This is a genomic window from Nocardioides sp. Soil805, from assembly GCF_001429625.1.
Classification (GTDB): domain Bacteria; phylum Actinomycetota; class Actinomycetes; order Propionibacteriales; family Nocardioidaceae; genus Nocardioides.
Map to the genome: position 1 here is coordinate 1 of NZ_LMSU01000007.1, position 19,266 is coordinate 19,266.

Genomic DNA, 19,266 nt, shown 5'->3' on the forward strand with positions numbered 1-19,266 from the left:
AGGCGGTAGGCCAGCTCGACGCACTGCGACAGGAAGTGCCCGGCACTGTCGTTGGTGCGACCCAGCATGGTCGCGAACTCCGGCACGCAGAACTCGTCGATCGCCGGCGACCCCTCACCCGCGAAGGTCTTCGGGGAGGTGAAGCAGGCCTCCGCGAACTCCGGATCCGCCAGGTGCAGGTCGGCCCAATGCACTCCGAGGCGCATCATCTCCACGTCGAGCTTCTCGGCCGCCTGCTTGTGGTCACGCACCGCCCGCAGCAACGCAGCCGGGGTCTCCGGCAGCGCAGGTGCGGCGGTCGATGTCATGGGTCAAGCCAAGCAGGGACCACCGACAACCAGACCCCAGAAGCAGCCGTTTCGACCGGCATGTGGACACGACTTTCGAACCGTTCTTGTCGACCCCGAGAGCGGGGCAGGAGACGTCCGCCGGTCGGTGTACCGGGTGCACGAAAGCGCCCGCTCGGCACGTCCTAGGTGCCAGGATATGCCCGGTCGGCGCGATCCAGACGGCAGAAAGTGCCCGCTCGGCGTCTCCCACGCGCCAGGAAGTGCCCGGTCGGCAGGTCCCACGTGTCAGGAAGCGCCCGGTCGGCTCAGTCGTTGCTGAGGACGCGGAGGTGTCCGCGCTTGGTGCCGTTGCGGGGGTCGTCTCCCCCGTGGTCGACGGGGCGCGGCGGGGCGGGTCGCTCGATCGGGCGGGCCGCCTCGCGGACCGCGTCGGCGAGGGCGAGCAGGTCGTCGGAGGAGGGGCCCTGGGCGGAGGGGTCCGGGGCGAGCCGCAGGACCTCCCAGCCGCGCGGGGCGGAGAGACGCTCGCTGTGCAGGTCGCACAGGTCGTAGGCGTGCGGCTCGGCGTACGTGGCCAGCGGACCGAGGACGGCGGTCTGGTCGGCGTACACGTAGGTGAGGGTGTTGACCGCAGTGCGACCGCAGGCAGTGCGGGAACAGCGACGGGTGAGGCTCACCCGCCAGACGCTACCCGCCGCCGGGTCGAGTCCTGATTAGGCTCGCGGCATGGACGAGGTGCTCCCCCGACGGCGCGTGACCCGTGACCGGCGTGGCCGCGGGATGCGCGGCCCCGGTGTCATGCCCACCCGGCTCGGCGAGCCGGCGCTGCGCACGGCGCGCGAGCGCTTCGACGACCTGGTGCTCGGCATCGTCACCGAGATCGACACGCGGTGGCAGGAGCGGCTCGGCCTGGTCGAGTACGCCGTGGAGGACGCGCCCATGCTGCCCGACGACTGGGGCGACGCCACCGTGCCGCTGTCCTCGCTGGTCCGCGGGACGGGCGGCGACCCGACCCGGCTGGTGCTGTTCCGGCGCCCCATCGAGCACCGGTGCGAGGGGCGCGACGACCTCGAGGCGATGGTCCTCACCCTCGTCGTCGAGCAGGTCGCCGAGCTGCTCGGCCTGCCACCGGAGGACGTCGACCCGCGGTACGGCGACCCCCACGCCGGCGACTGAGGCCTCGCGGCCGAGCCGCTAGCGCAGCGCCGGGCGCACGTCGGCGACGAGCCCCTGGAGGCGCAGCGGGCTCAGCGGCAGGACGGCCAGGCCGGGCGGGCCGACCTCGACGGCCGCCACCACGGTGGTGCGCTCGACGACCAGGTCCAGCTGGGTGGCGCCGGAGGTCAGCCTGACGCGAGGCGAGACACCCGGCCCGACCGCGACGCGCTCGCGGGCGACCTCGCGGCCTCGCCGGTCGCGCAGGGTGTAGGTCACGACGCCGGCCTCCTCGGCGCCGGCCAGCACCAGGCGGGCGGGGCCAGAGGGCAGCGTCAGGGCGGCGCGGTCCTCGAACGGAGTGGCCCCGACCGCGAGCGACAGGTCACCGGACGCGAGGGTGCGCAACGCGGCGGTCACGGGCTGCGACGCCTCCAGCCGCAGCCCGATGGCGCCGCGGGCGGCCTTGCCGCGCAGGACGCCGGTGAGGTCGACGGTGCTCGTGCTGCCGGGCGGGACGGTCAGCTCCTCCAGACCGGACGGGGTGAACTCGCTGCCCTTGGTCACCACGCGCAGCGCCACCCGGACCTCGTCGTCGCCCGGGTTGGCGACCGCCAGCACCCGGTCACCGGGCTTGCCGCCCAGGCCCACGAGGTACGACGTGGTGGCCGGCGCGGCCTGCGGCGGCAGCCAGTCGCTGCTGCTGGGGCCGGCGCCGAGCTCGTCGACCTGGTCGACCACGTGGACCCCGAGGCGGCCGCGGGACACCACCACCCGCAGGCTGAGGTCGGCCCGGTCGGGCACCACCTGGGCGAGGTCGAAGCGCACGGTGCGCCCACCCGGGACGGTCACGCCCCGCATGGCCGGGACGTCGACCGGGCCGTCCGGACCGAGCACGGTGACGTCGGCGACGGCCGGGCCCCGGTCGGGATTGGTGACCTCGAGCACCGAGGCGTGCTCGGCGGACGCGCCGACGCCGGTGAACCACTGCTCCGGGCTGGGCAGGTCGCAGGACGTCGCGGCACCGTCGCCGTACCGGCCGGCGACGAGACCCGCGGCGAGGGTCCCCTCGGCCTGGAGCACCACCGGCCTGCGGGTGGCGTCGCGCACGGTGCCGTCGAGGGTCAGGGTGTCCTCGGCCGGCTGCCGCATCTCGACCTCGCCGCGCTCGCCGGTGGCGCTCGCGACGGCGACCGTGCCGGCGCCCGGGAGGGCGGCCGGACACACGAGCGTGGTGCGCGTGAGCGCCACCTCGGCCGGGGGCCGGCTCGTGGCGTCGTCGGAGACGGGCCGGACCAGGAGCAGCGTCCCCACCGTGACGAGCGGGATGAGCACGGCGAGCAGGTCCAGCGGACCCAGGCGGCGGGTGCGCCCGGGCAGCGCGGCCCGGCGACCGGCCTGCGGGGTCGGGGCGGGCTCAGTCATCGCGGCCCTTCCTCACGGTGGGGGCGGCCAGGACGAGGGCGAGCAGGACGGCGACGACCTGGAGGACGAGCAGCAGCACCCTGGGCCAGGTCGTGCGTCCCTCGACCCCCTCCGCGGACAGCGGCCGGTCGATGCGCCAGGCGCGGGTGGAGCGGTCCTCCGCGCTGGCCTGGTCGAGGCCCGCGGTGGCGTCGAGCCCGGCGGCGACGGTGCCGTCGGCGGGCGACGGGAGGACGACGTACTCGATTCCCACCCGCGCGAGGGACTCGACCACCTCGCCGGTGGGCGCGGAGACCAGCTCACGCACCTGGTCGGTGAGGTCGACGTCCTCGTCGGCGAGCGCGAGCACCTCGTCCTCGCCGAGGGTCACGCCGTCCCCGCGCAGGATGCGGTAGTCGATGCCCTCGGCCACCGAGCCCCGCACGACCAGCACTCCGTGCTCGTCGCCGAGCAGGGAGCTCTGCTCCATGTACGCCGGGACGACCGACGGCTCGGCGCGGGTGAGCTGGTCGTCGTCGGGGCTGACCAGCCACCACACGAGACCGCCGAGGGGCACGACCGCCGCCACGACGGCCAGCAGGCCGGCGAGTCCCCGCTGCCACAGCGGGTGCCGGCCCCCGTCGTGCAGCCGGGCGAGGTAGGCCTCGGCACCCAGCACGGTGGCCACCACGGCCAGGCCCTGGAGGATCACGACGAACAGGCCCAGGCTCGGCCGGGTCTGGATCGCCGGCAGCTGCAGGGTGACCAGACCCAGCCCGGCGACCACGACCGATGCCGCGAGCGCGACCAGCCAGCAGGCGAGCACGGGCACCCGGGTCGAGCGCGGCACGAGAGCCAGCAGCGCGAGCACCCCCACGAGCGCCCCCAGCCACCACGGTGCACCGAGGTCGCCGAGCCGGCCGGTGAGCAGCCCCCCGACGTCGACACGGTCGCCGGGGAGCCGGCCGGCCTCGAGCAGCAGGCCCTGGGCGGACCCCGTGGTCACCAGCGGGACGATCCACGGCGCCAGCAGCACCGGCACGGCGGCCAGCGCCGCGACGGGCGGGCCCCAGCTGTGCCGGTCACGCAGCAGCCGCGGGGAGATGAAGGCGGCGACGCCGAGCACGATCGCGGCGGCCAGCAGCGCGAAGAGCCAGACCCCGGGCACGAAGGCCGCACCGAGGGCGACGAGCAGCGCGGTGCGCCACGCCGCCCGCCAGCGCCGGTCCCGGTCGGGGTCGGCGAAGCCCAGGGCGGCGTGCGCGGTCCAGGGCAGCAGCGCGGCGACGGCCACGGTGCCGAAGCGTCCCTCTCCCCACGCGCCCGAGGTCGCGGGGACGAGGCCGTAGGTGACCGCACCCCACACGTGCAGCCAGCGCGGCAGGTCACGGGTGTCGACGAGGTGGCCGACGACGGTCAGCAGCCGCCACGCCCCCCAGGTCGCGAAGGGGACCGCGAGCAGCATCAGGGCGGACACGACGACGCCGGGTCCGCCGACGAGGCTGCCGACGAAGGCGAACGGCAGCACGTACGCCGGGGCCGGGACGTCGGTCCCCGACCCGAGCGGGTGCCAGGTCTGCACGTGCAGCTGCCACCACTGGGCCACGTCGTCCGGCACCGGCGACAGCGCGCCACCGGTGATCGAGCCGAACGCCGTCCGGGCGCCGACCACGGCAAGGACCGCGAAGAGCGCCAGCACGACGGCGACCGGGCTGGTGAAGAAGCGCGCCACGAGCCCGGAGTCCTGGAGGTAGGCGTCCTCGTCGTCCTCGTCGCGGCGGTCGCGGTCGCGCCCGGCCCGCTGGTCGGGGGCGGCCTGTCCGGCCCGGGCGGCTCGCCGGCGCTCGGCCACGTCCTGCGCCTGGTTGGTGGCTGCCGCCGCGAGGTCCGTGACCATGTCGAGCCCGTGGCGGTAGGGCAGCCAGGGCGGCGCCAGCAGGTGGCGTACGTCGCGCGGCTCCCCCGTCCGCCGCTCGGCACGGGTCCGCCGGGCCGCGACCACCTGGCCGGGCCGCGAGTACAGCGACAGCACGGCGGCGAGCTCGTCGAGCGCCTCGCCCACCGAGCGCACCGCCAGGAAGCCCAGGACGCGGAGCAGCGAGCCGAAGAAGAGGCGCACGACCTGCCAGGGCAGCCGGCGCGGCGAGGAGTTGGCCAGCAGCGTCAGCAGCGCGGCACGCCGCTCCTGGTAGTGCGTGTGACGTCCGGTGAGCGGGGTACGCCGCACCCCGCGGTGCGCCGCCTCGGCGTGGAAGACCACCGCCGGGGGCACCACCAGGGTGGTGTGGCCGGCCTCGGCGGCGCGCCAGCCGAAGTCGATGTCGTTGCCGAAGATGGGCAGCGCGGGGTCCAGACCACCGAGCTCGGTCAGCACGCTGCGGCGCACGAGCATCCCGGCGGTGTTGACCGCGAGCACGCGGCGTACGTCGTCGTGCTGGCCCTGGTCGTACTCGCCGCGCTCGAGGCCGGTCTCGCGGTGGCCGGTGCCGGTGATGGTGAGCCCCACCTCCAGCAGGCGCTTGAGCGAGGGCCATTCACGCAGCTTGGGCCCGAGGACCGCCGCCTCCGGGTGCTCCCGCGCGGCGACCAGCAGCTGCTCGAGCGCGTCGGGGGCCGGCAGGCTGTCGTCGTGGAGCAGCCACACCCACTCGTCGGCCACCTCGGGGACCTGCTCGAGGGCGTGGGCCACGGCGGCGGGATAGCTGGTGGAGCCCGGGACCTCGAGCACGGACTCGTCCTGGAGGAGTCCGCGGAGCAGGTCGGCGCTGCCGTCGCGGCTGCCGGTGTCGACGGCGATGGCGCGATCGACGGGGCGCGTCTGCGCCTCCAGGCCGTCGAGGACCTGCGGGAGCCACCGCGCCCCGTCATGGCTGACGAGGAGCACGGTGACGGTCACCGCAGCACCCTAGCGAGGGGTCGGTGAGGCCCGAAAACGTCGCCGGACGTCCCCCGAAATGCGCGACGGGCCCGCTGGATCAGCGGGCCCGGGGCGCCTCGTGCATCAGACTGCGCGCTTCTTGAGCTTGCGGCGCTCCCTCTCGGAGAGGCCGCCCCAGATCCCGAAGCGCTCGTCGTTCATCAAGGCGGACTCGAGACAGTCGTCCCGCACCTCGCAGGTCAGGCAGACCTTCTTGGCCTCCCTGGTGGAACCACCCTTCTCCGGGAAGAAGGCTTCCGGGTCGGTCTGCGCGCACAGGGCGCGATCCTGCCAACCCTGCTCGTCGGCTTCCGGCTCAAGGAGAAACAGTTCTGCTCTCATGGCTTTCGCCCTTTCGACCCTCGTGATGGAGCTCCTCGTCCCCAATCCCCGGCACCCGTCCGAGCCGCGTCCGGGGAGTGAAGAACACTGTGGGAATTACATGCCTGTCGTACACGGAAGTCAAGCCCAGATCTGATATGGCCCGAACGGGCCATGAGGCACCCCGTTCGGGTGATCCGCGGTAGGGCAAGGTATCCGCATGCAGAAGATCACGGTGCTCTCCGGCGGCATGGGCGGGGCTACGTTCGTGCGTGGCCTCCTCCACGGGATCCGCACCGGCGCCCTCCCCGGGGTGGCGTCGGACGCGGAGGTCACCGTGGTGGCCAACACCGCCGACGACCTGTGGGTCCACGGGCTCAAGGTGTGCCCCGACCTCGACACCGTGATGTACACCCTCGGTGACGGCATCGACCCCGGGCGCGGGTGGGGACGACGCGACGAGACGTGGAGCACCAAGGAGGAGCTCGCGGCGTACGGCGTGGAGCCGACGTGGTTCGGCCTCGGCGACCGCGACATCGCCACCCACCTGGTCCGCACCCAGATGCTGGAGGCGGGCTTCCCGCTCTCCGCCGTCACCGAGGCGCTGTGCCGGCGCTGGCAGCCCGGGGTCCGTCTGCTGCCGATGAGCGACGACCGTGTCGAGACCCACATCGCGATCGCCGACCCCGCCGAGCCGAGCGGACGCAGGGTCGTGCACTTCCAGGAGTACTGGGTGCGGCTGCGCGCCGAGGTGCCCGCCGAGGCGGTGATCGTGGTCGGCCAGGACGCCTCCACCCCCGGACCCGGCGTGCTCGAGGCCATCGCGGACACCGACCTGCTCGTGCTGCCACCGTCCAACCCGGTCGTCAGCGTCGGCACCGTCCTCGGCGTGCCCGGCATCCGCGAGGCGGTCGCCGCCACCGCGGCGCCGGTCGTCGGCCTCTCCCCCATCGTCGGCGACACCCACGTGCGCGGCATGGCGCACCAGGTGCTGACCGCGATCGGGGTCGAGGTCACCGCCGGCGCGGTCGCGCGCCACTACGGCAGCTGCCGTGACGGCGGCGTGCTGGACGCCTGGCTGGTCGACACCCGCGACGAGCACCACGTCGCCGGAGTCCGCGACGCGGGCATCGCCTGCGAGGCCGTGCCGCTGATGATGCGCGACGACGACGCGACCGCTGCCATGGCCGCGGCGGCCGTCGGCCTGGCCCGGTCCGTCCGGTGAGCCGGCTGGAGGTCACCGCGCCCGACGGGCTCCCGGAGATCACCGCGGACACCGACCTCGCCCGCGTCGTCGCGGCCGTGACCGAGCTCGCGGACGGCGACATCGTGGTGGTCACCAGCAAGGTCGTCAGCAAGGCCGAGGGGCGGGTCCGGGCCGGCGACCGCGCCGAGGCGCTGGCGGAGGAGACCGTGCGCGTCGTCGCGAGCCGGGGGCCCACCCTCATCGTCCGCAACCGGCTCGGGCTCACCATGGCCGCGGCGGGCGTCGACGCCTCCAACGTCCCCCTGGGACGGGTCGCGCTGCTGCCGCTCGACCCCGACGCCAGCGCCCGGGCGCTGCGAGACGCCCTGCTCGAGCTCACCGGCGCCAACGTCGGCGTCGTCGTCACCGACACCGCCGGTCGGGCGTGGCGCGAGGGCCAGACCGACATCGCGATCGGTGCCGCCGGCCTCCTGGTGGCCGAGGACTTCGGCGGTCGCGAGGACCTTTACGGCAACCCGCTCGCGGTGACCCTGCCCGCCGTGGCCGACGAGATCGCGGGAGCGGCCGAGCTGGCCCAGGGCAAGCTCGCGGGCCGTCCCGTCGCGGTGGTCCGCGGGCGCGCCGACCTGGTGCTCGAGGCCGGCGCCCACGGCACCGGGGCCGTCCGCCTCGTCCGCCCGGAGGGCGGGGACCTGTTCGGGTACGGCGCCCGCGAGGCCGTCGTCCGCGCGCTCGCCGGGCGCCCGGAGGACCGACGACCCTTCGGCGACCCGGTTTCCGCACACGAGCTGGCCGGCGCGCTCGAGCGCGTCCACCCCACGGGCCGGCCCTCCCTCACGCCGCTGGACGGCGGGTCCTCGTCGTACGGGATGGGGCTGCACGACGCGCCGGACCGCACCGCGGTGGCCGCGGTCTGCTTCGCCCACGGCTGGACCCTCGACGAGTGGCGCGCCGACGGATCCGACGTGGTGGCCACCGTGTCACCCGTCACTCCGTAGACTCTGCCCCCGACACCCGCCGGAGCACTGTCCCAGTGCCCCGGTCCGGGACCTGCCCCCCGACCCGAGAGACCCCAGCACCGTGGCCAAGAAGGACAGGACCGACCGTCAGGCGGTCATCGACTCCATCCGCAAGAAGCAGGCCGGCGCCGAGAAGCGCCGCGGCTTCGCCCTCGTCGGGGCGTGCATCGTCGTCGCGCTGGTCATCATCGGCGCGGCGGCCTACCAGCCGATCAAGGACTGGTGGGACCTGCGCTCCTACGACTCGGAGTCGATCGACGCCATCGGCGCCCCGGCGTCCGACTGCGGTGAGATCACCACCAAGAAGGCCTCGGGCAACCAGGACCACGTCGAGCCGGGCACCCCCCTGCAGTACGAGGACTCGCCGCCGGCCTTCGGCCAGCACTACAACGTCTGGGACAGCATCAGCCGCAAGCTCTACAAGGCCTCCGACCGCCCCGACGTCGGCGAGCTGGTCCACAACCTCGAGCACGGCTACACGATCCTCTGGTACGACGAGACGGTCGCCGCCAGCGACGAGATGATGGACGACCTGCGCGGCATCGCCTCCAAGAAGTCCAGCACCACCAACCTGCGCGACAAGTTCAAGGCCGTGCCGTGGACCTCCGAGGACGGCGACCCCTTCCCCTCCGGCCAGCACGTGGCCATGACGCACTGGTCGGTCGGCGGCGCAGACGCGGGCCAGGGCGGCGAGCAGGTGGGCGTGTTCCAGTACTGCTCGGCCCCGAGCGGCGAGGCGCTCGACGAGTTCATGAAGAAGTACCCCTACATGGACTCCCCGGAGCCGACCGTCCTCTGACGGGCCGCTCGCCCTCAGGTCAGACCGACGTGGCCGTCCTCCTTGAGGGCGGCCACGATCGATTTCACGTCCTGCGCCCGCGCCCGCGTGGTGACGAGCAGGGCGTCGCCGGTGTCCACCACCACCACGTCGTCGATGCCGACCACCGCCACCACCCGGTCGCCACCGGGCACGACGAGCCCGGTGCTGTCGACGGAGCGGACCCGGTCGCGGTCGCCCAGGACGACGAGCTCGCCGTCCGGCGTCGGCAGCAGCGAGCGCAGCGACGCGAAGTCGCCCACGTCGTCCCAGCCGAAGCGGCCCGGGACGACCGCCACCCGTCCTGCGGCGGCGGCCGGCTCCGCCACGGCGTGGTCCACCGCGATCCGCGGCAGCGACGCCCAGGCGTCGTCGAGCGTGGTCGGGTCCGCCGCGATGGCCCGCAGCGCGGCCGCGAAGGCGGGGTCACCCTCCGCCAGCAGGTCCAGGAGCACGGTCGGACGCACCACGAACATCCCGGCGTTCCAGCGGTAGCCGCGCTCGACGTACTGCGCCGCTACCTCGGCGTCCGGCTTCTCGACGAACTCGCGCACCACGCGCGCGCCCGGCACCCCGGCGAGCTCCTCGCCCGCACTGATGTAGCCGAAGCCGGTCGCGGGGTGCGTCGGCTCGATGCCGATCGTCACCAGCCAGCCGGCCCGCGCCGCCTCGACGGCGCGCCCGACCACGGCGTGGAAGGCGTCGGGATCGGTGATGACGTGGTCGGCCGCGAAGGAGCCCATGACCGCCTTGGGGTCCCGGCGCTCGAGCAGCGCGGCGGCGAGCCCGATGGCGGCCATCGAGTCGCGCGCCGAGGGCTCGGCCAGCACCGCGTCGTCCGGTACGTCGAGCTGGTCGAGCACCGCCTCGCGGTGCGCGCGACCCGTCACCACCAGGAAGCGCTCCCCCACCAGGGGCAGCAGGCGGTCGTGGGTGGCCTGCAGCAGGGTGCGACCCGACCCGGTCAGGTCGTGGAGGAACTTGGGCGAGGCGGCCCGGGAGAGCGGCCAGAGCCGGGTCCCTGCGCCGCCGGCCGGCACCACGGCCCAGAAGTGGTCGAGCGGGGTGGTCGACGGCCGGCTCGTCAGGTCAGTCATGGGGCGGAGGCTATGCCACCTCTCCCTAGGGTGGGGGCGTGACCACCTTCGACGCCGTCCTGCGAGTCCAGCTGCGCCACGACCCCGGTCGCCCCCTGGTCACGTGGTACGACCACGCCACCGGCGAGCGGGTCGAGCTCTCGGTCACCACGTACGCCAACTGGGTGGCCAAGGCAGCGAGCCTGCTGGTCGAGGAGGGCGACCTCGAGCGCGGCATGCGGCTGCGCGTCGACCTGCCGACCCACTGGCTCTCACCGGTGTTCCTGGGCGCCGCCTGGACGGTCGGGCTGGTCCTCACCTCCGCAGACGACCCGGACGCGGTCGTCTGCGGCCCCGACTCGCTGGAGGGGTGGGCCGCGCGCGCTGACGAGGTCGTCGTGCTGGCCTGCAGCCTGCTGCCCCTCGGCGTGCGGTTCGCCGACCCGGTCCCGCCGGGCGTGCACGACGTGGGGCTGGAGATCTGGTCCCAGCCCGACGCCTTCGCGCCGTGGGACCCGCCGACCGGCCAGGACGCCGCCACCGGCGCGGCGTACGGCGACCGGAGCCAGGCGGCCCTCATGGAGTCGGCCGCCGCCGGGAGTCTCCTCACCGACGGCGGCCGTCTCTTCTCGGTGGCGAATCCGGCTTCCCCACCGGGGATCGCCACCTTCACCGAGCCGCTCGTACGCGGCGGCTCGCTGGTCCTCGTCCGGCACCCGGACCCGGCGCGGCTCGACGCGACGTACGCCGCTGAACGTGCCACGCACCGGGCCGGAGAGCCGGGGCACTGACCGGCCGACACAGCCGGCCGGGTCGCTAGCCGGCCAGGTCGAAGGCCTCCATCCCGCTGCCCAGGTAGCGCGGGGCGGCGACCTTGCCGGTCGTGCCCGTGTAGAGGTAGACGTCGCCCGTGCCGCGGTGGCGCACGACGTAGTCGCCGCGCCCCTTGGCGCGGATGTCGCTGACGCCGACCACCCAGTCGAAGCCCGACAGGTCGTTCGGCAGGCCGGCGAGGGTCCGCTGGCGGCCCGCCACCTGCTTCCCGGCGGCGATCCCGGTCCCGGAGCCCGCGTAGACCATCAGCGCGCCGTTGCCCGCCGTGCCGAGCAGGTCGGGGAAGCCGTCGCCGGTCACGTCGCCGGCCGGGGAGAACGTGATGCCGCCGAAGCCCTTGCCGAGCGCGACGGGCGGGTTCAGCTGGCCCTGGCCGTTGCCCCGGTAGAGCGACAGCGTCCCGTCGGACCCGCGGGCGATCACGTCGCCGGAGCCGTCACGGTCCCAGTCGCCGACGTTGAGGATCGTGTCGACGCCTGTGAAGGAGACACCGGTGTCGATCGGGGCACCGAGGTCGAAGGTGCCGCGGTTGGCGATCAGCACCAGGCTGTTGTCCTTGACGCCGACCAGGTCCGGGGCGGCGTCACCGACGAGGTTGCCCGCGCCGGTCATCGAGCGCAGCGAGCGGACGTTGGTGGCCGGGCCGACCGGCGTGCCGAAGGAGCCGCCGCCGCGCGAGGGCAGGATGAAGACCGCTCCCTTGCTGCGACGGGCCACGAGGTCGAGGCGGCCGTCGCCGTTGAAGTCGGCGCCGCTGGCGATGCGGTTGTAGATCCCCCAGGAGCCCGGGACCGCGCTGCGGGCACCGAAGCGACCGTCGCCCTTGCCCTTGAACAGGGTGAGCCCCCGAGCGCTGCGGCCCAGCAGGTCGACGTTGCCGTCGCCGTTCTGGTCGCCGGCACCGATGAGCTGGCTGTAGCTGCCCATGCCCTTGCCGAGCACCACGCGCCTGAAGCCACCCTTGGGAGCCCCCAGGAGCGCGACGAGCCGGCCCTTGTGGCGGGCGACGAGGTCGTTGCGACCGTCCTTGTCGATGTCGCCGACCGCGGTCATGAGCGTGTGGCCACGCGTCGCCTTGATGACCTTGGAGGTCGCCTTGAACTTGCCGTCGCCCTTGCCCGGCCGGATGCGGAGCACGCCCTGCTTGCTGGTGGAGACCAGGTCGATCACACCGTCGCCGGTGACGTCGGGGGTGACGAGCACGTCCTGCTTGTCCTTCCAGCCCTTGGTCGACACCGTCGTCGCCTTGGCGAAGGCGGTGAGGCCGCCGGTCGGGACGACGAAGCCACGTCCGTCGGCGGCCCGCCGGACGACGAGGTCCGGGTACGCCGCGCCGACCAGGTTGGACTGCGGGGCGGGGTCGCCGATGGTCACCGTCGTCGGGGCCGGCGGCGGCGGCGGGGGCGCCGGCGTGCCGCCCGCGGCGGCGAGCGCCCGGATGGTGGGGATCTTGGCGTAGAGGTACTTGCCCGGGCACGCCGTGGAGCCGGCGTCGCGGTGCCCGTTGATCGCCGCGAAGGTCTTGCGGCCGACCTGCTGGGACATCGAGGCGGGGTTGACCCCGTGCAGGCCGAGCTTCCACGCGAAGAGCGAGCCGTAGGCCTGCAGCATCACCTCGGGCGGCTGGACGACGTCGAAGTTGCCGATGGCCGACATGGCGAACGCGTAGTCGTTGTAGCCGAGGGTGTGGGCGCCGACGACGGGCTTGTCGATCCCGCCGTACCGGCCCTCCCAGATCCGGCCGAACCGGTCGACGAGGAAGTTGTAGCCGATGTCGCTCCAGCCGCGGGACTTCACGTGGTAGGCGTAGATGCTGCGGATGATGCCCGGCACCTGGGCCTCGGTGTAGTCGTTGGCGTTGACGGTGTGGTGCACGAAGCCGGCGCTGATGGAGCCGTAGCGCAGCGAGCTCTTGTTGCGGATCGACTCGTCGGCGCCCCACTGGGCGCGGCTGTAGATCGTCGGCTGGGCCGCCTTGCGGGCCGCCTGGAGCTCGATGTCCCCGTCGGTGGTCCCGGTCGTGGCGGTCTCGCCGCCGCGCTCCTCGAAGTCGTCGTCGTACGACGTGTCGCCCGCGGCGGGCGCCTCGGTCTCGGTCGCGTCGGCGCGGCCCGGCTCGACGACGGCCATGGACAGGTCGTCGGGCAGGGTGTCGGAGGCGCGGGCCTGGATCTGGACGGCGTCGACGTCACCGATGATCAGCGGGTCGGTCCCGGGACGCGACGTGGCCGCGTCCGGGCTGCCGGCGTCCGGGGCGTGGTCGTCGTGGTACTCCAGGTCGGCCCAGTCGCTCCACGTGTCCCCCTCGCGGATGCGCACCTGGAGGGAGATCTGGTCGTCGGCGAGGTCCTCGCCGTGGGCCCAGGTGACGCCGACGGCGCCGTAGCCCGTCACGTCCTGCGGCTTGCTGGTGACCCGGCTGCTGGTGACCGAGCCGCCCACGACCGTCCGCCCGGCGAGCGCGCGGGCGCTGCCGGTGGGCGTCGTGAGGGGCACCTCGGTCACGGTCGGCTCGACCACGGTGGTCGGCACGGTGGCCGACTGCAGCGCGCCGGAGATGACGGCGGGGCCGCCGGCACCGGCCGCACCCGGGTGCTGGCCGACGATGTCGAGGGAGATCACCCCCGAGGCCGGGGTGAGGACGGCGAGGACGACACCGAGGGCCAGCAGCTGCTGGCAGGCGGTGATGAAACGGGCCTGGACAAGACGCATGTTCGACAACTCTCAGTGCGCGGGGAAGGTCACACGAGACGCAACTTTCACACCAGTCACACAGAACCGCTAGGTTTCGTGAGTAACTACAATCGTGTAATTTCCAGTCGACACGCCGACGACTTCCACAATTGTCAACTTCTCCGCCGCGCGCCGCAGCGAAATCGCCCCCGCCGGCCGCCTCCCCCGCGCCGGACCTGGCTCGAGGCGGCGGGAGACGACCGGGCACCCGCCAACTGGCGGGAGACGACAGGCCCGGCGCCGACCAGGACGTCGTACGCCGCCAGTTGCCGCCTGGCCCGCCTGGACCGCCGAGCCGCGCTCGTAGACACGCGGACGTTGGTCGCCCACAGGGTGCGACCGCACGCTCGGACGGGGACCGGGCCGGGACTTCTGTCCGCGTGTCTACGCGTGGCCCGCGCCGTCTCCGGCGCGACCGCAACTGGCGGGAGACGACACTGCCGGCGCCGACCAGCACGTCGTACGCCGCCAGTTGCGACGCGGAACCCGCCGAACCGACCGGACGGGGTGGCTCAGATGTCGGCGCCGAGCCCGTCGTCGGCCCCGCGGCTCTTGTCGTTCTCGTCCTCGTCGTCGTAGTGCAGGAACGCGATGCCCTCGTCGACGTCGCCGTCGAAGGCGAGCCGACCCTTGTCGAGGACCAGGACCCGATCGCACAGGTTGCGGACCGAGCCGGGCGCGTGGGAGACGTAGAACATCGTCACGCCGGACTTCACGATCTCGTCCATGCGCTTCTTGCACTTGCGCTTGAAGGGCCGGTCCCCCACCGCCAGCGCCTCGTCGGCGATGAAGATGTCGGCGTCGACGTTGATGGCCACCGCGAAGCCGAGGCGGGCCTTCATGCCCGAGCTGTAGTAGGCCACCTCGGTGTCGAGGAACTTGCCGAGGTCGGCGAAGTCGACGATCTCGTCGAACTTGCGGTCGGTCTCGGCCCGCGACATCCCGAGGATGGCGGCGTTGAGGTAGAGGTTGTCGCGACCCGAGAGCTGGGTGTCGAAGCCGGCGCCCGTGGCGATCAGGCCGGCGATCCGGCCACGGGTGAGCACCGAGCCCGAGTCGGGACGCATGACGCCGCTGATGAGCTTGAGCAGGGTGGACTTGCCGGAGCCGTTGAGGCCCATCAGGCCCACCGACTCGCCCTCCTGGACGGTGAAGCTCACGTCGTCGACGGCGTTGAAGACGTCGTGCGTCTTGCGCCCACGCGCCTTGGCGAGCGCGATCTGCTTCAGCGAGCGGTGGTAGGACATCGTGAACGACTTGGTGGCGTGCTCCACCTGGATCATGGTGGTCATCAGAGGCGCTCCGGGACCCTGGACTCGAGCCGCGAGAACAGGCGCTGGGCCAGCACCACGAGCACCAGCGAGATCAGCGTCATGATCAGCCCGCGGGTGAAGAGGTGGTCCGGCAGGTGCAGGGCCTCGGTGTACGACGGGTCGCTGGTCGTCCCGGTCCAGAAGGCGCGCTGGAACAGCAGCACCGCCACGGCGATCGGGTTGAACAGGTAGTACGAGGCGATCGGCTCGCCGAACTTGGCCAGCACGAGCGTGTAGGGGTACATCATCGGCACGCTGAAGGTGACGAACTGGGTGAGCGTCTGGGCGACCTTGCCGAAGTCGCGCATGAAGACGTTGGCCACGCTGAACACCAGCCCCAGCGCGAGGCCCAACAGGGCAGTGAGCGAGAAGCCCAGCAGCATGGCCGCCATCCCCACCGGGTCCGGCGCCCAGCCGAGCAGCACGATGACGAACACCAGGATCACCAGCATGGGGATCGTGTGCCAGGCGGACACGAGCATCCGCGACACCGGGAACATCTCCCGCGGCACCGGAAGCTTGGTGATGAGCGTCCGGTTCTGGATCAGCGACTGGGTGCCGCCGTTGAAGGTCTCGGTGAAGAAGTGCACCACCACCATGCCCGCGAACAGGTGCACGGCGAAGTTCTCCATGCCGCCGCCGCGCCCGACCATCACCTGGAACAGGAAGTAGAACATGCAGAAGCGGACCGCCGGCTGGAGGTAGCTCCACATCCACCCGAGCACGGTTCCCTGGTAGCGGGACTGGATGGTGTTGCGCACCAGCATCCGCAGCAGGTAGCGACGGCGCATGACCTCGGCGAGGCCGGTCGCCGCCGGCGGCGCGAGGGGCATGGCCTCGAGCTCCTCGCGGGTGGGTCGCCGCGAGGCCGGGGTGCCGGAGGTGAGGGTGTCGCTCATGCAGACGTCGACCCCGTGCCCGACTGCAGGCGGGCGTCCGTGCCGGTGGTCGGGTCCTGGCTGGTCCACGGCTCGAAGGTCTTCTCCCACGCCTCCGGCGAGGTGATGTCACCGAGGGCGGCGCGGTACTCCGCGGCCAGCCGCGGCCACTCGCGCTGGAAGCGGGCGTGGATCTCGGCGGTGCGCTTCATCAGGTCGCGGAACTTCTCGGGGTCGCGCTGGTAGAGCGCGGCCGAGTTGCCGTCGGGCATGGAGACGACGGCCGAGTCGTAGCGCGCGATGCGGTACCACTTGGCGTCCATGGCCGGGATCTCCGCCTCGGGGTGCTGGCGCGAGGTGGGCCGGATCGAGCGCAGCTGGCGCAGCGGCATGGTCGCGGCCCGCACCAGCAGGGAGGCCCGGCCGGGCACGCCGGAGTCGTCCTTGCCCTTGCGCGGCGGCTTGTGGCGGCGTACGGGGGCGAACGCGTCCGGGTCGGCCTGCAGCTGGGCGTCGGAGAACTGCTTGCGGAACGCGTTGACCTCCGCGAGGCGGGTGGCCAGCTTCTCGTGCAGCGCGTAGGGGCCCTCGAGGACGTCCTCCAGGGCCATCAGCCGCAGCTCGACCGTGGAGTACTGCATCGAGACGACGTGGGCGACCTGGTGGTTGAGGCTCTCGCGCACCATCCGGCCGCCCCGCTCGTACGGCGAGTGGAGCAGCGCCGCGACGAAGCGGTTGCGCTGGTGGAAGTAGGCCTGCCAGTCCAGGGCGTCGTTCTTGTCGGTCCACGGGATGTGCCACACGGCGGCCCCGGGCATGGTGACGGTCGGGTAGCCGGCCGCCTTGGCGCGCAGCCCGAACTCCGAGTCGTCCCACTTGAGGAAGAGCGGCAGGCTCAGGCCGACCTCGTCGAGCACCCGGCGCGGGATGAGGCACATGAACCAGCCGTTGAAGTCCACGTCGATGCGCTTGTGCAGCCAGCGCGAGGAGCGCAGGTTGCGGGCGCCGAAGTCCCAGTCGCTGAAGACGCCGGGGGCCGAGAGCCACCAGAAGCGCCACGGCGTGATGATCTCGCCGAAGCTGTGCAGCCGGGTGCGGGCGTAGATGCTGAACATGTGGCCGCCCACGATCGTGGGACGGCGGGCCAGGTCGCCGAAGGTGACGGCCCGGATGACGCCCTCGGGCTCGCAGATGACGTCGTCGTCCATCATCATCGCGTACGTCGCGGTGCCCTTGCGGACCGACTCGAGCTGGCCGCGGGCGTAGCCGCCCGACCCGCCGAGGTTGCCCTGCTCGATGACGCGCAGGGTGTCGCCCAGGGAGGCGGCGGCGTCGGGGAAGAACTCCGAGTCGACCATCTTCTGGGTGCCCTGCTCCATGACGAGGACCTCGTCGAGGTAGGGCCGCAGCTCGGGGGTGGAGCCGAGCTGGCCGATGAGCTTGGCGACGAAGTCGGGGCGGTTCATCGTGGTGATGCAGATGTCGACCGTGCCGTGCTCGGCCCGGTCGGCGGGCACCTCGGCGGACCACTGCGCCGAGCGGACGACGACGTCCTCGTCGCCGGCCACGACGTCGTACCAGTACCAGCCGCCGTCCACGAACGGCTTGAGGGTGAGGGCGAACTCGAAGGTCGAGCTGGCCTCGTCCCCGGTGGTGACGGTCTCCACGCGCTGCGAGCGGCCGTTGGCCATCGAGCGGTAGACGGTGACCGTCGCGCCACGACCCTCGACCGTCAGGGTCAGGTCGACCTCGGCGACGATCGTGTAGCGGCGCCAGTAGCTGGCCGGGAAGGCGTTGAAGTAGGAGCCGAAGGAGATGCGCTCCTCGGCAGGCAGCCGCAGTGCCTCGCGGTCGAGGATCTGGTCGGGGTGGATCGAGACGCCGGTCGAGGTCGACTGGCGCATCTGGGCGGCGTTGAGCTGCTGGGCCGCCCGGTTGGAGCCGACCTCGTACTTGTCGGCGTCGAGGACGGCGGCCTCGGGGTCGACGTACAGGCGGTAGACGTCGGTGTCGCCGTCGATGGGCAGGATCTGGCGCTGCAGGACGCGGCGCGCCGTGGCGGGGCCGGTCTCGGTGGCGGCTGTCGTCGAGCTGGTCATGCGTCCACTCCTCCGCTCGTGAGCGCCTCTCCGTCGACGAAGTGCGGCTTGAGCTTGTTGTCGAACATCGACAGCGCCGACCCGATGGCCATGTGCATGTCGAGGTACTTGTAGGTGCCGAGTCGTCCGCCGAAGAGGACCATCGGCTCCTTCTTGGCCAGGTCGCGGTACTTGAGCAGCTTGGCCCGGTCCTCGGCGGTGTTGACCGGGTAGTAGGGCTCGTCGTCGGGCTCGGCGAAGCGCGAGTACTCGTGCACGACGATCGACTTGCCGGGCAGGTAGGTGCGCTCGGGGTGGAGGTGCTTGAACTCCAGCACCCGCGTCCACGGGACGTCCTGGTCGTTGGCGTTGACCACGCCGGTGCCCTGGTAGTCGTCCACGTCGACCGTCTCCTGCTCGAGGTCGACGGTGCGCCACGACAGGCGGCCCTCGCAGTTGTCGAAGTACTCGTCGACCGGTCCGGTGTAGACGACCGGGACCGTGCCCTTGAACTCGTCCTGCACGTCGAACCAGTCGGTGTCGGTGCGCACCTCGATGTTCGGGTGGTCGGCCATCCGGGTCAGCCAGGCGGTGTAGCCGTCGACCGGGAGGCCCTCGTAGGTGTCGTTGAAGTAGCGGTTGTCGAAGGTGTAGCGGACCGGGAGGCGCGTGATGATGTCCGCGCTCAGCTCCGTGGGGTCGGTCTGCCACTGCTTGGCGGTGTAGCCCTTGATGAACGCCTCGTAGAGCGGGCGACCGATCAGGCTGATCGCCTTCTCCTCGAGGTTGGTGGCGTCCTCGGTGGCGATCTCGCTGGACTGCTCGGCGATGAGCGCCCTGGCCTCGTCGGGCGTGTGGGCCTTGCCGAAGAACTGGTTGATCAGCCCGAGGTTCATCGGCAGGGAGTAGACCTGCCCCTCGTACTTGCCGAAGACCCGGTGCTGGTAGCTGGTGAAGTCGGTGAACCGGTTGACGTACTCCCACACCCGGGTGTTGGAGGTGTGGAACAGGTGGGTGCCGTACTTGTGCACCTCGATCCCGGTCTCCTCGTCGATCTCGCTGTAGGCGTTGCCACCGAGGTGGTGACGGCGCTCGATGACGAGGACCTTCAGGCCGAGCTCGGAGGCACAGCGCTCCGCGACGGTGAGGCCGAAGAAGCCGGACCCGACGACGACGAGGTCGGGATGGTCGATGGATCCCTGGGACAAGGGAGAACTCCTGTGT

Annotated in this window: 15 protein-coding genes and 1 pseudogene; 5 read left to right on the top strand and 11 right to left on the bottom strand. The window is 72.5% G+C overall.

The window, feature by feature from the left end:
- Both ASG94_RS20560 and ASG94_RS20565 read right to left on the bottom strand, forming a co-directional pair.
- A pseudogene (locus ASG94_RS20560) lies at positions 1-308 on the bottom strand (hypothetical protein); the annotation flags it as partial.
- Between the two features lie 287 nt (positions 309-595).
- Positions 596-967, bottom strand: a complete 372-nt coding sequence (locus ASG94_RS20565) for a DUF3499 domain-containing protein (protein ID WP_056928369.1) — start codon at positions 965-967, stop codon at positions 596-598.
- Positions 968-1,016: 49 nt separating this feature from the next.
- Here ASG94_RS20565 and ASG94_RS20570 point away from each other — a divergent pair, with 49 nt between their 5' ends.
- Entirely contained in the window at positions 1,017-1,466 is a 450-nt protein-coding gene (locus tag ASG94_RS20570) for a metallopeptidase family protein (protein WP_056928370.1), read from the top strand.
- 18 nt (positions 1,467-1,484) lie between these two features.
- On the opposite strand, the gene ASG94_RS20575 is transcribed toward ASG94_RS20570, so the two are convergent.
- The 3 genes from ASG94_RS20575 to ASG94_RS20585 form a co-directional block, all read right to left on the bottom strand.
- Entirely contained in the window at positions 1,485-2,870 is a 1,386-nt protein-coding gene (locus ASG94_RS20575) for a DUF5719 family protein (protein ID WP_056928371.1), read from the bottom strand.
- On the bottom strand, positions 2,863-5,745 hold the full coding sequence (locus ASG94_RS20580) for a glycosyltransferase family 2 protein (protein ID WP_056928372.1): 2,883 nt from the start codon (positions 5,743-5,745) through the stop codon (positions 2,863-2,865). The genes ASG94_RS20575 and ASG94_RS20580 overlap by 8 nt, the downstream gene beginning before the upstream one ends.
- A gap of 105 nt (positions 5,746-5,850) precedes the next feature.
- On the bottom strand, positions 5,851-6,108 hold the full coding sequence (locus ASG94_RS20585) for a WhiB family transcriptional regulator (RefSeq protein ID WP_056928373.1): 258 nt from the start codon (positions 6,106-6,108) through the stop codon (positions 5,851-5,853).
- A 199-nt stretch (positions 6,109-6,307) separates the two neighbouring features.
- Here ASG94_RS20585 and cofD point away from each other — a divergent pair, with 199 nt between their 5' ends.
- The 3 genes from cofD (at position 6,308) to ASG94_RS20600 (ending at position 9,112) form a co-directional block, all read left to right on the top strand.
- On the top strand, positions 6,308-7,312 hold the full coding sequence (gene cofD / locus ASG94_RS20590) for a 2-phospho-L-lactate transferase (protein WP_056928374.1): 1,005 nt from the start codon (positions 6,308-6,310) through the stop codon (positions 7,310-7,312).
- Positions 7,309-8,292 carry a coenzyme F420-0:L-glutamate ligase gene (gene cofE / locus ASG94_RS20595; protein ID WP_082624414.1) on the top strand — a complete coding sequence of 328 codons (984 nt, stop codon included), beginning with the start codon at positions 7,309-7,311 and terminating at the stop codon, positions 8,290-8,292. Before cofD ends, cofE begins: the two co-directional genes overlap by 4 nt.
- An 82-nt stretch (positions 8,293-8,374) precedes the next feature.
- Positions 8,375-9,112 (top strand): DUF3105 domain-containing protein, encoded by a 738-nt coding sequence (locus ASG94_RS20600; RefSeq protein WP_056928375.1) that lies wholly within the window; start codon positions 8,375-8,377, stop codon positions 9,110-9,112.
- Positions 9,113-9,126: 14 nt separating this feature from the next.
- On the opposite strand, the gene ASG94_RS20605 is transcribed toward ASG94_RS20600, so the two are convergent.
- Entirely contained in the window at positions 9,127-10,227 is a 1,101-nt protein-coding gene (locus ASG94_RS20605; RefSeq protein ID WP_056928376.1) for a mannose-1-phosphate guanylyltransferase, read from the bottom strand.
- A 38-nt stretch (positions 10,228-10,265) separates the two neighbouring features.
- On the opposite strand from ASG94_RS20605, the gene ASG94_RS20610 reads away from it, so the two are divergent.
- Entirely contained in the window at positions 10,266-10,997 is a 732-nt protein-coding gene (locus ASG94_RS20610; RefSeq protein WP_056928377.1) for a TIGR03089 family protein, read from the top strand.
- 25 nt (positions 10,998-11,022) lie between these two features.
- Here the strand turns inward: ASG94_RS20610 and ASG94_RS20615 are convergent, their stop codons facing one another.
- The 5 genes from ASG94_RS20615 to glf all read right to left on the bottom strand — a co-directional run bounded on the left by ASG94_RS20615 (position 11,023) and on the right by glf (position 19,250).
- Complete coding sequence (locus tag ASG94_RS20615; protein WP_056928378.1) at positions 11,023-13,752, bottom strand: FG-GAP-like repeat-containing protein; 2,730 nt, start codon at positions 13,750-13,752, stop codon at positions 11,023-11,025.
- A gap of 533 nt (positions 13,753-14,285) precedes the next feature.
- Positions 14,286-15,065 carry an ABC transporter ATP-binding protein gene (locus tag ASG94_RS20620; RefSeq protein WP_056928379.1) on the bottom strand — a complete coding sequence of 260 codons (780 nt, stop codon included), beginning with the start codon at positions 15,063-15,065 and terminating at the stop codon, positions 14,286-14,288.
- Positions 15,065-15,985, bottom strand: coding sequence for an ABC transporter permease (locus tag ASG94_RS20625; protein ID WP_056928380.1), 921 nt, complete (start codon positions 15,983-15,985; stop codon positions 15,065-15,067). The genes ASG94_RS20620 and ASG94_RS20625 overlap by 1 nt, the downstream gene beginning before the upstream one ends.
- The gene (locus ASG94_RS20630) at positions 15,982-18,063 is read right to left on the bottom strand and encodes a glycosyltransferase (RefSeq protein ID WP_056928381.1); all 2,082 of its coding nucleotides are present in this window, start codon (positions 18,061-18,063) and stop codon (positions 15,982-15,984) included. Before ASG94_RS20630 ends, ASG94_RS20625 begins: the two co-directional genes overlap by 4 nt.
- Positions 18,060-19,250 (bottom strand): UDP-galactopyranose mutase, encoded by a 1,191-nt coding sequence (gene glf, locus ASG94_RS20635; protein ID WP_056928382.1) that lies wholly within the window; start codon positions 19,248-19,250, stop codon positions 18,060-18,062. The genes ASG94_RS20630 and glf overlap by 4 nt, the downstream gene beginning before the upstream one ends.
- Between the last annotated feature and the right edge of the window lie 16 nt (positions 19,251-19,266).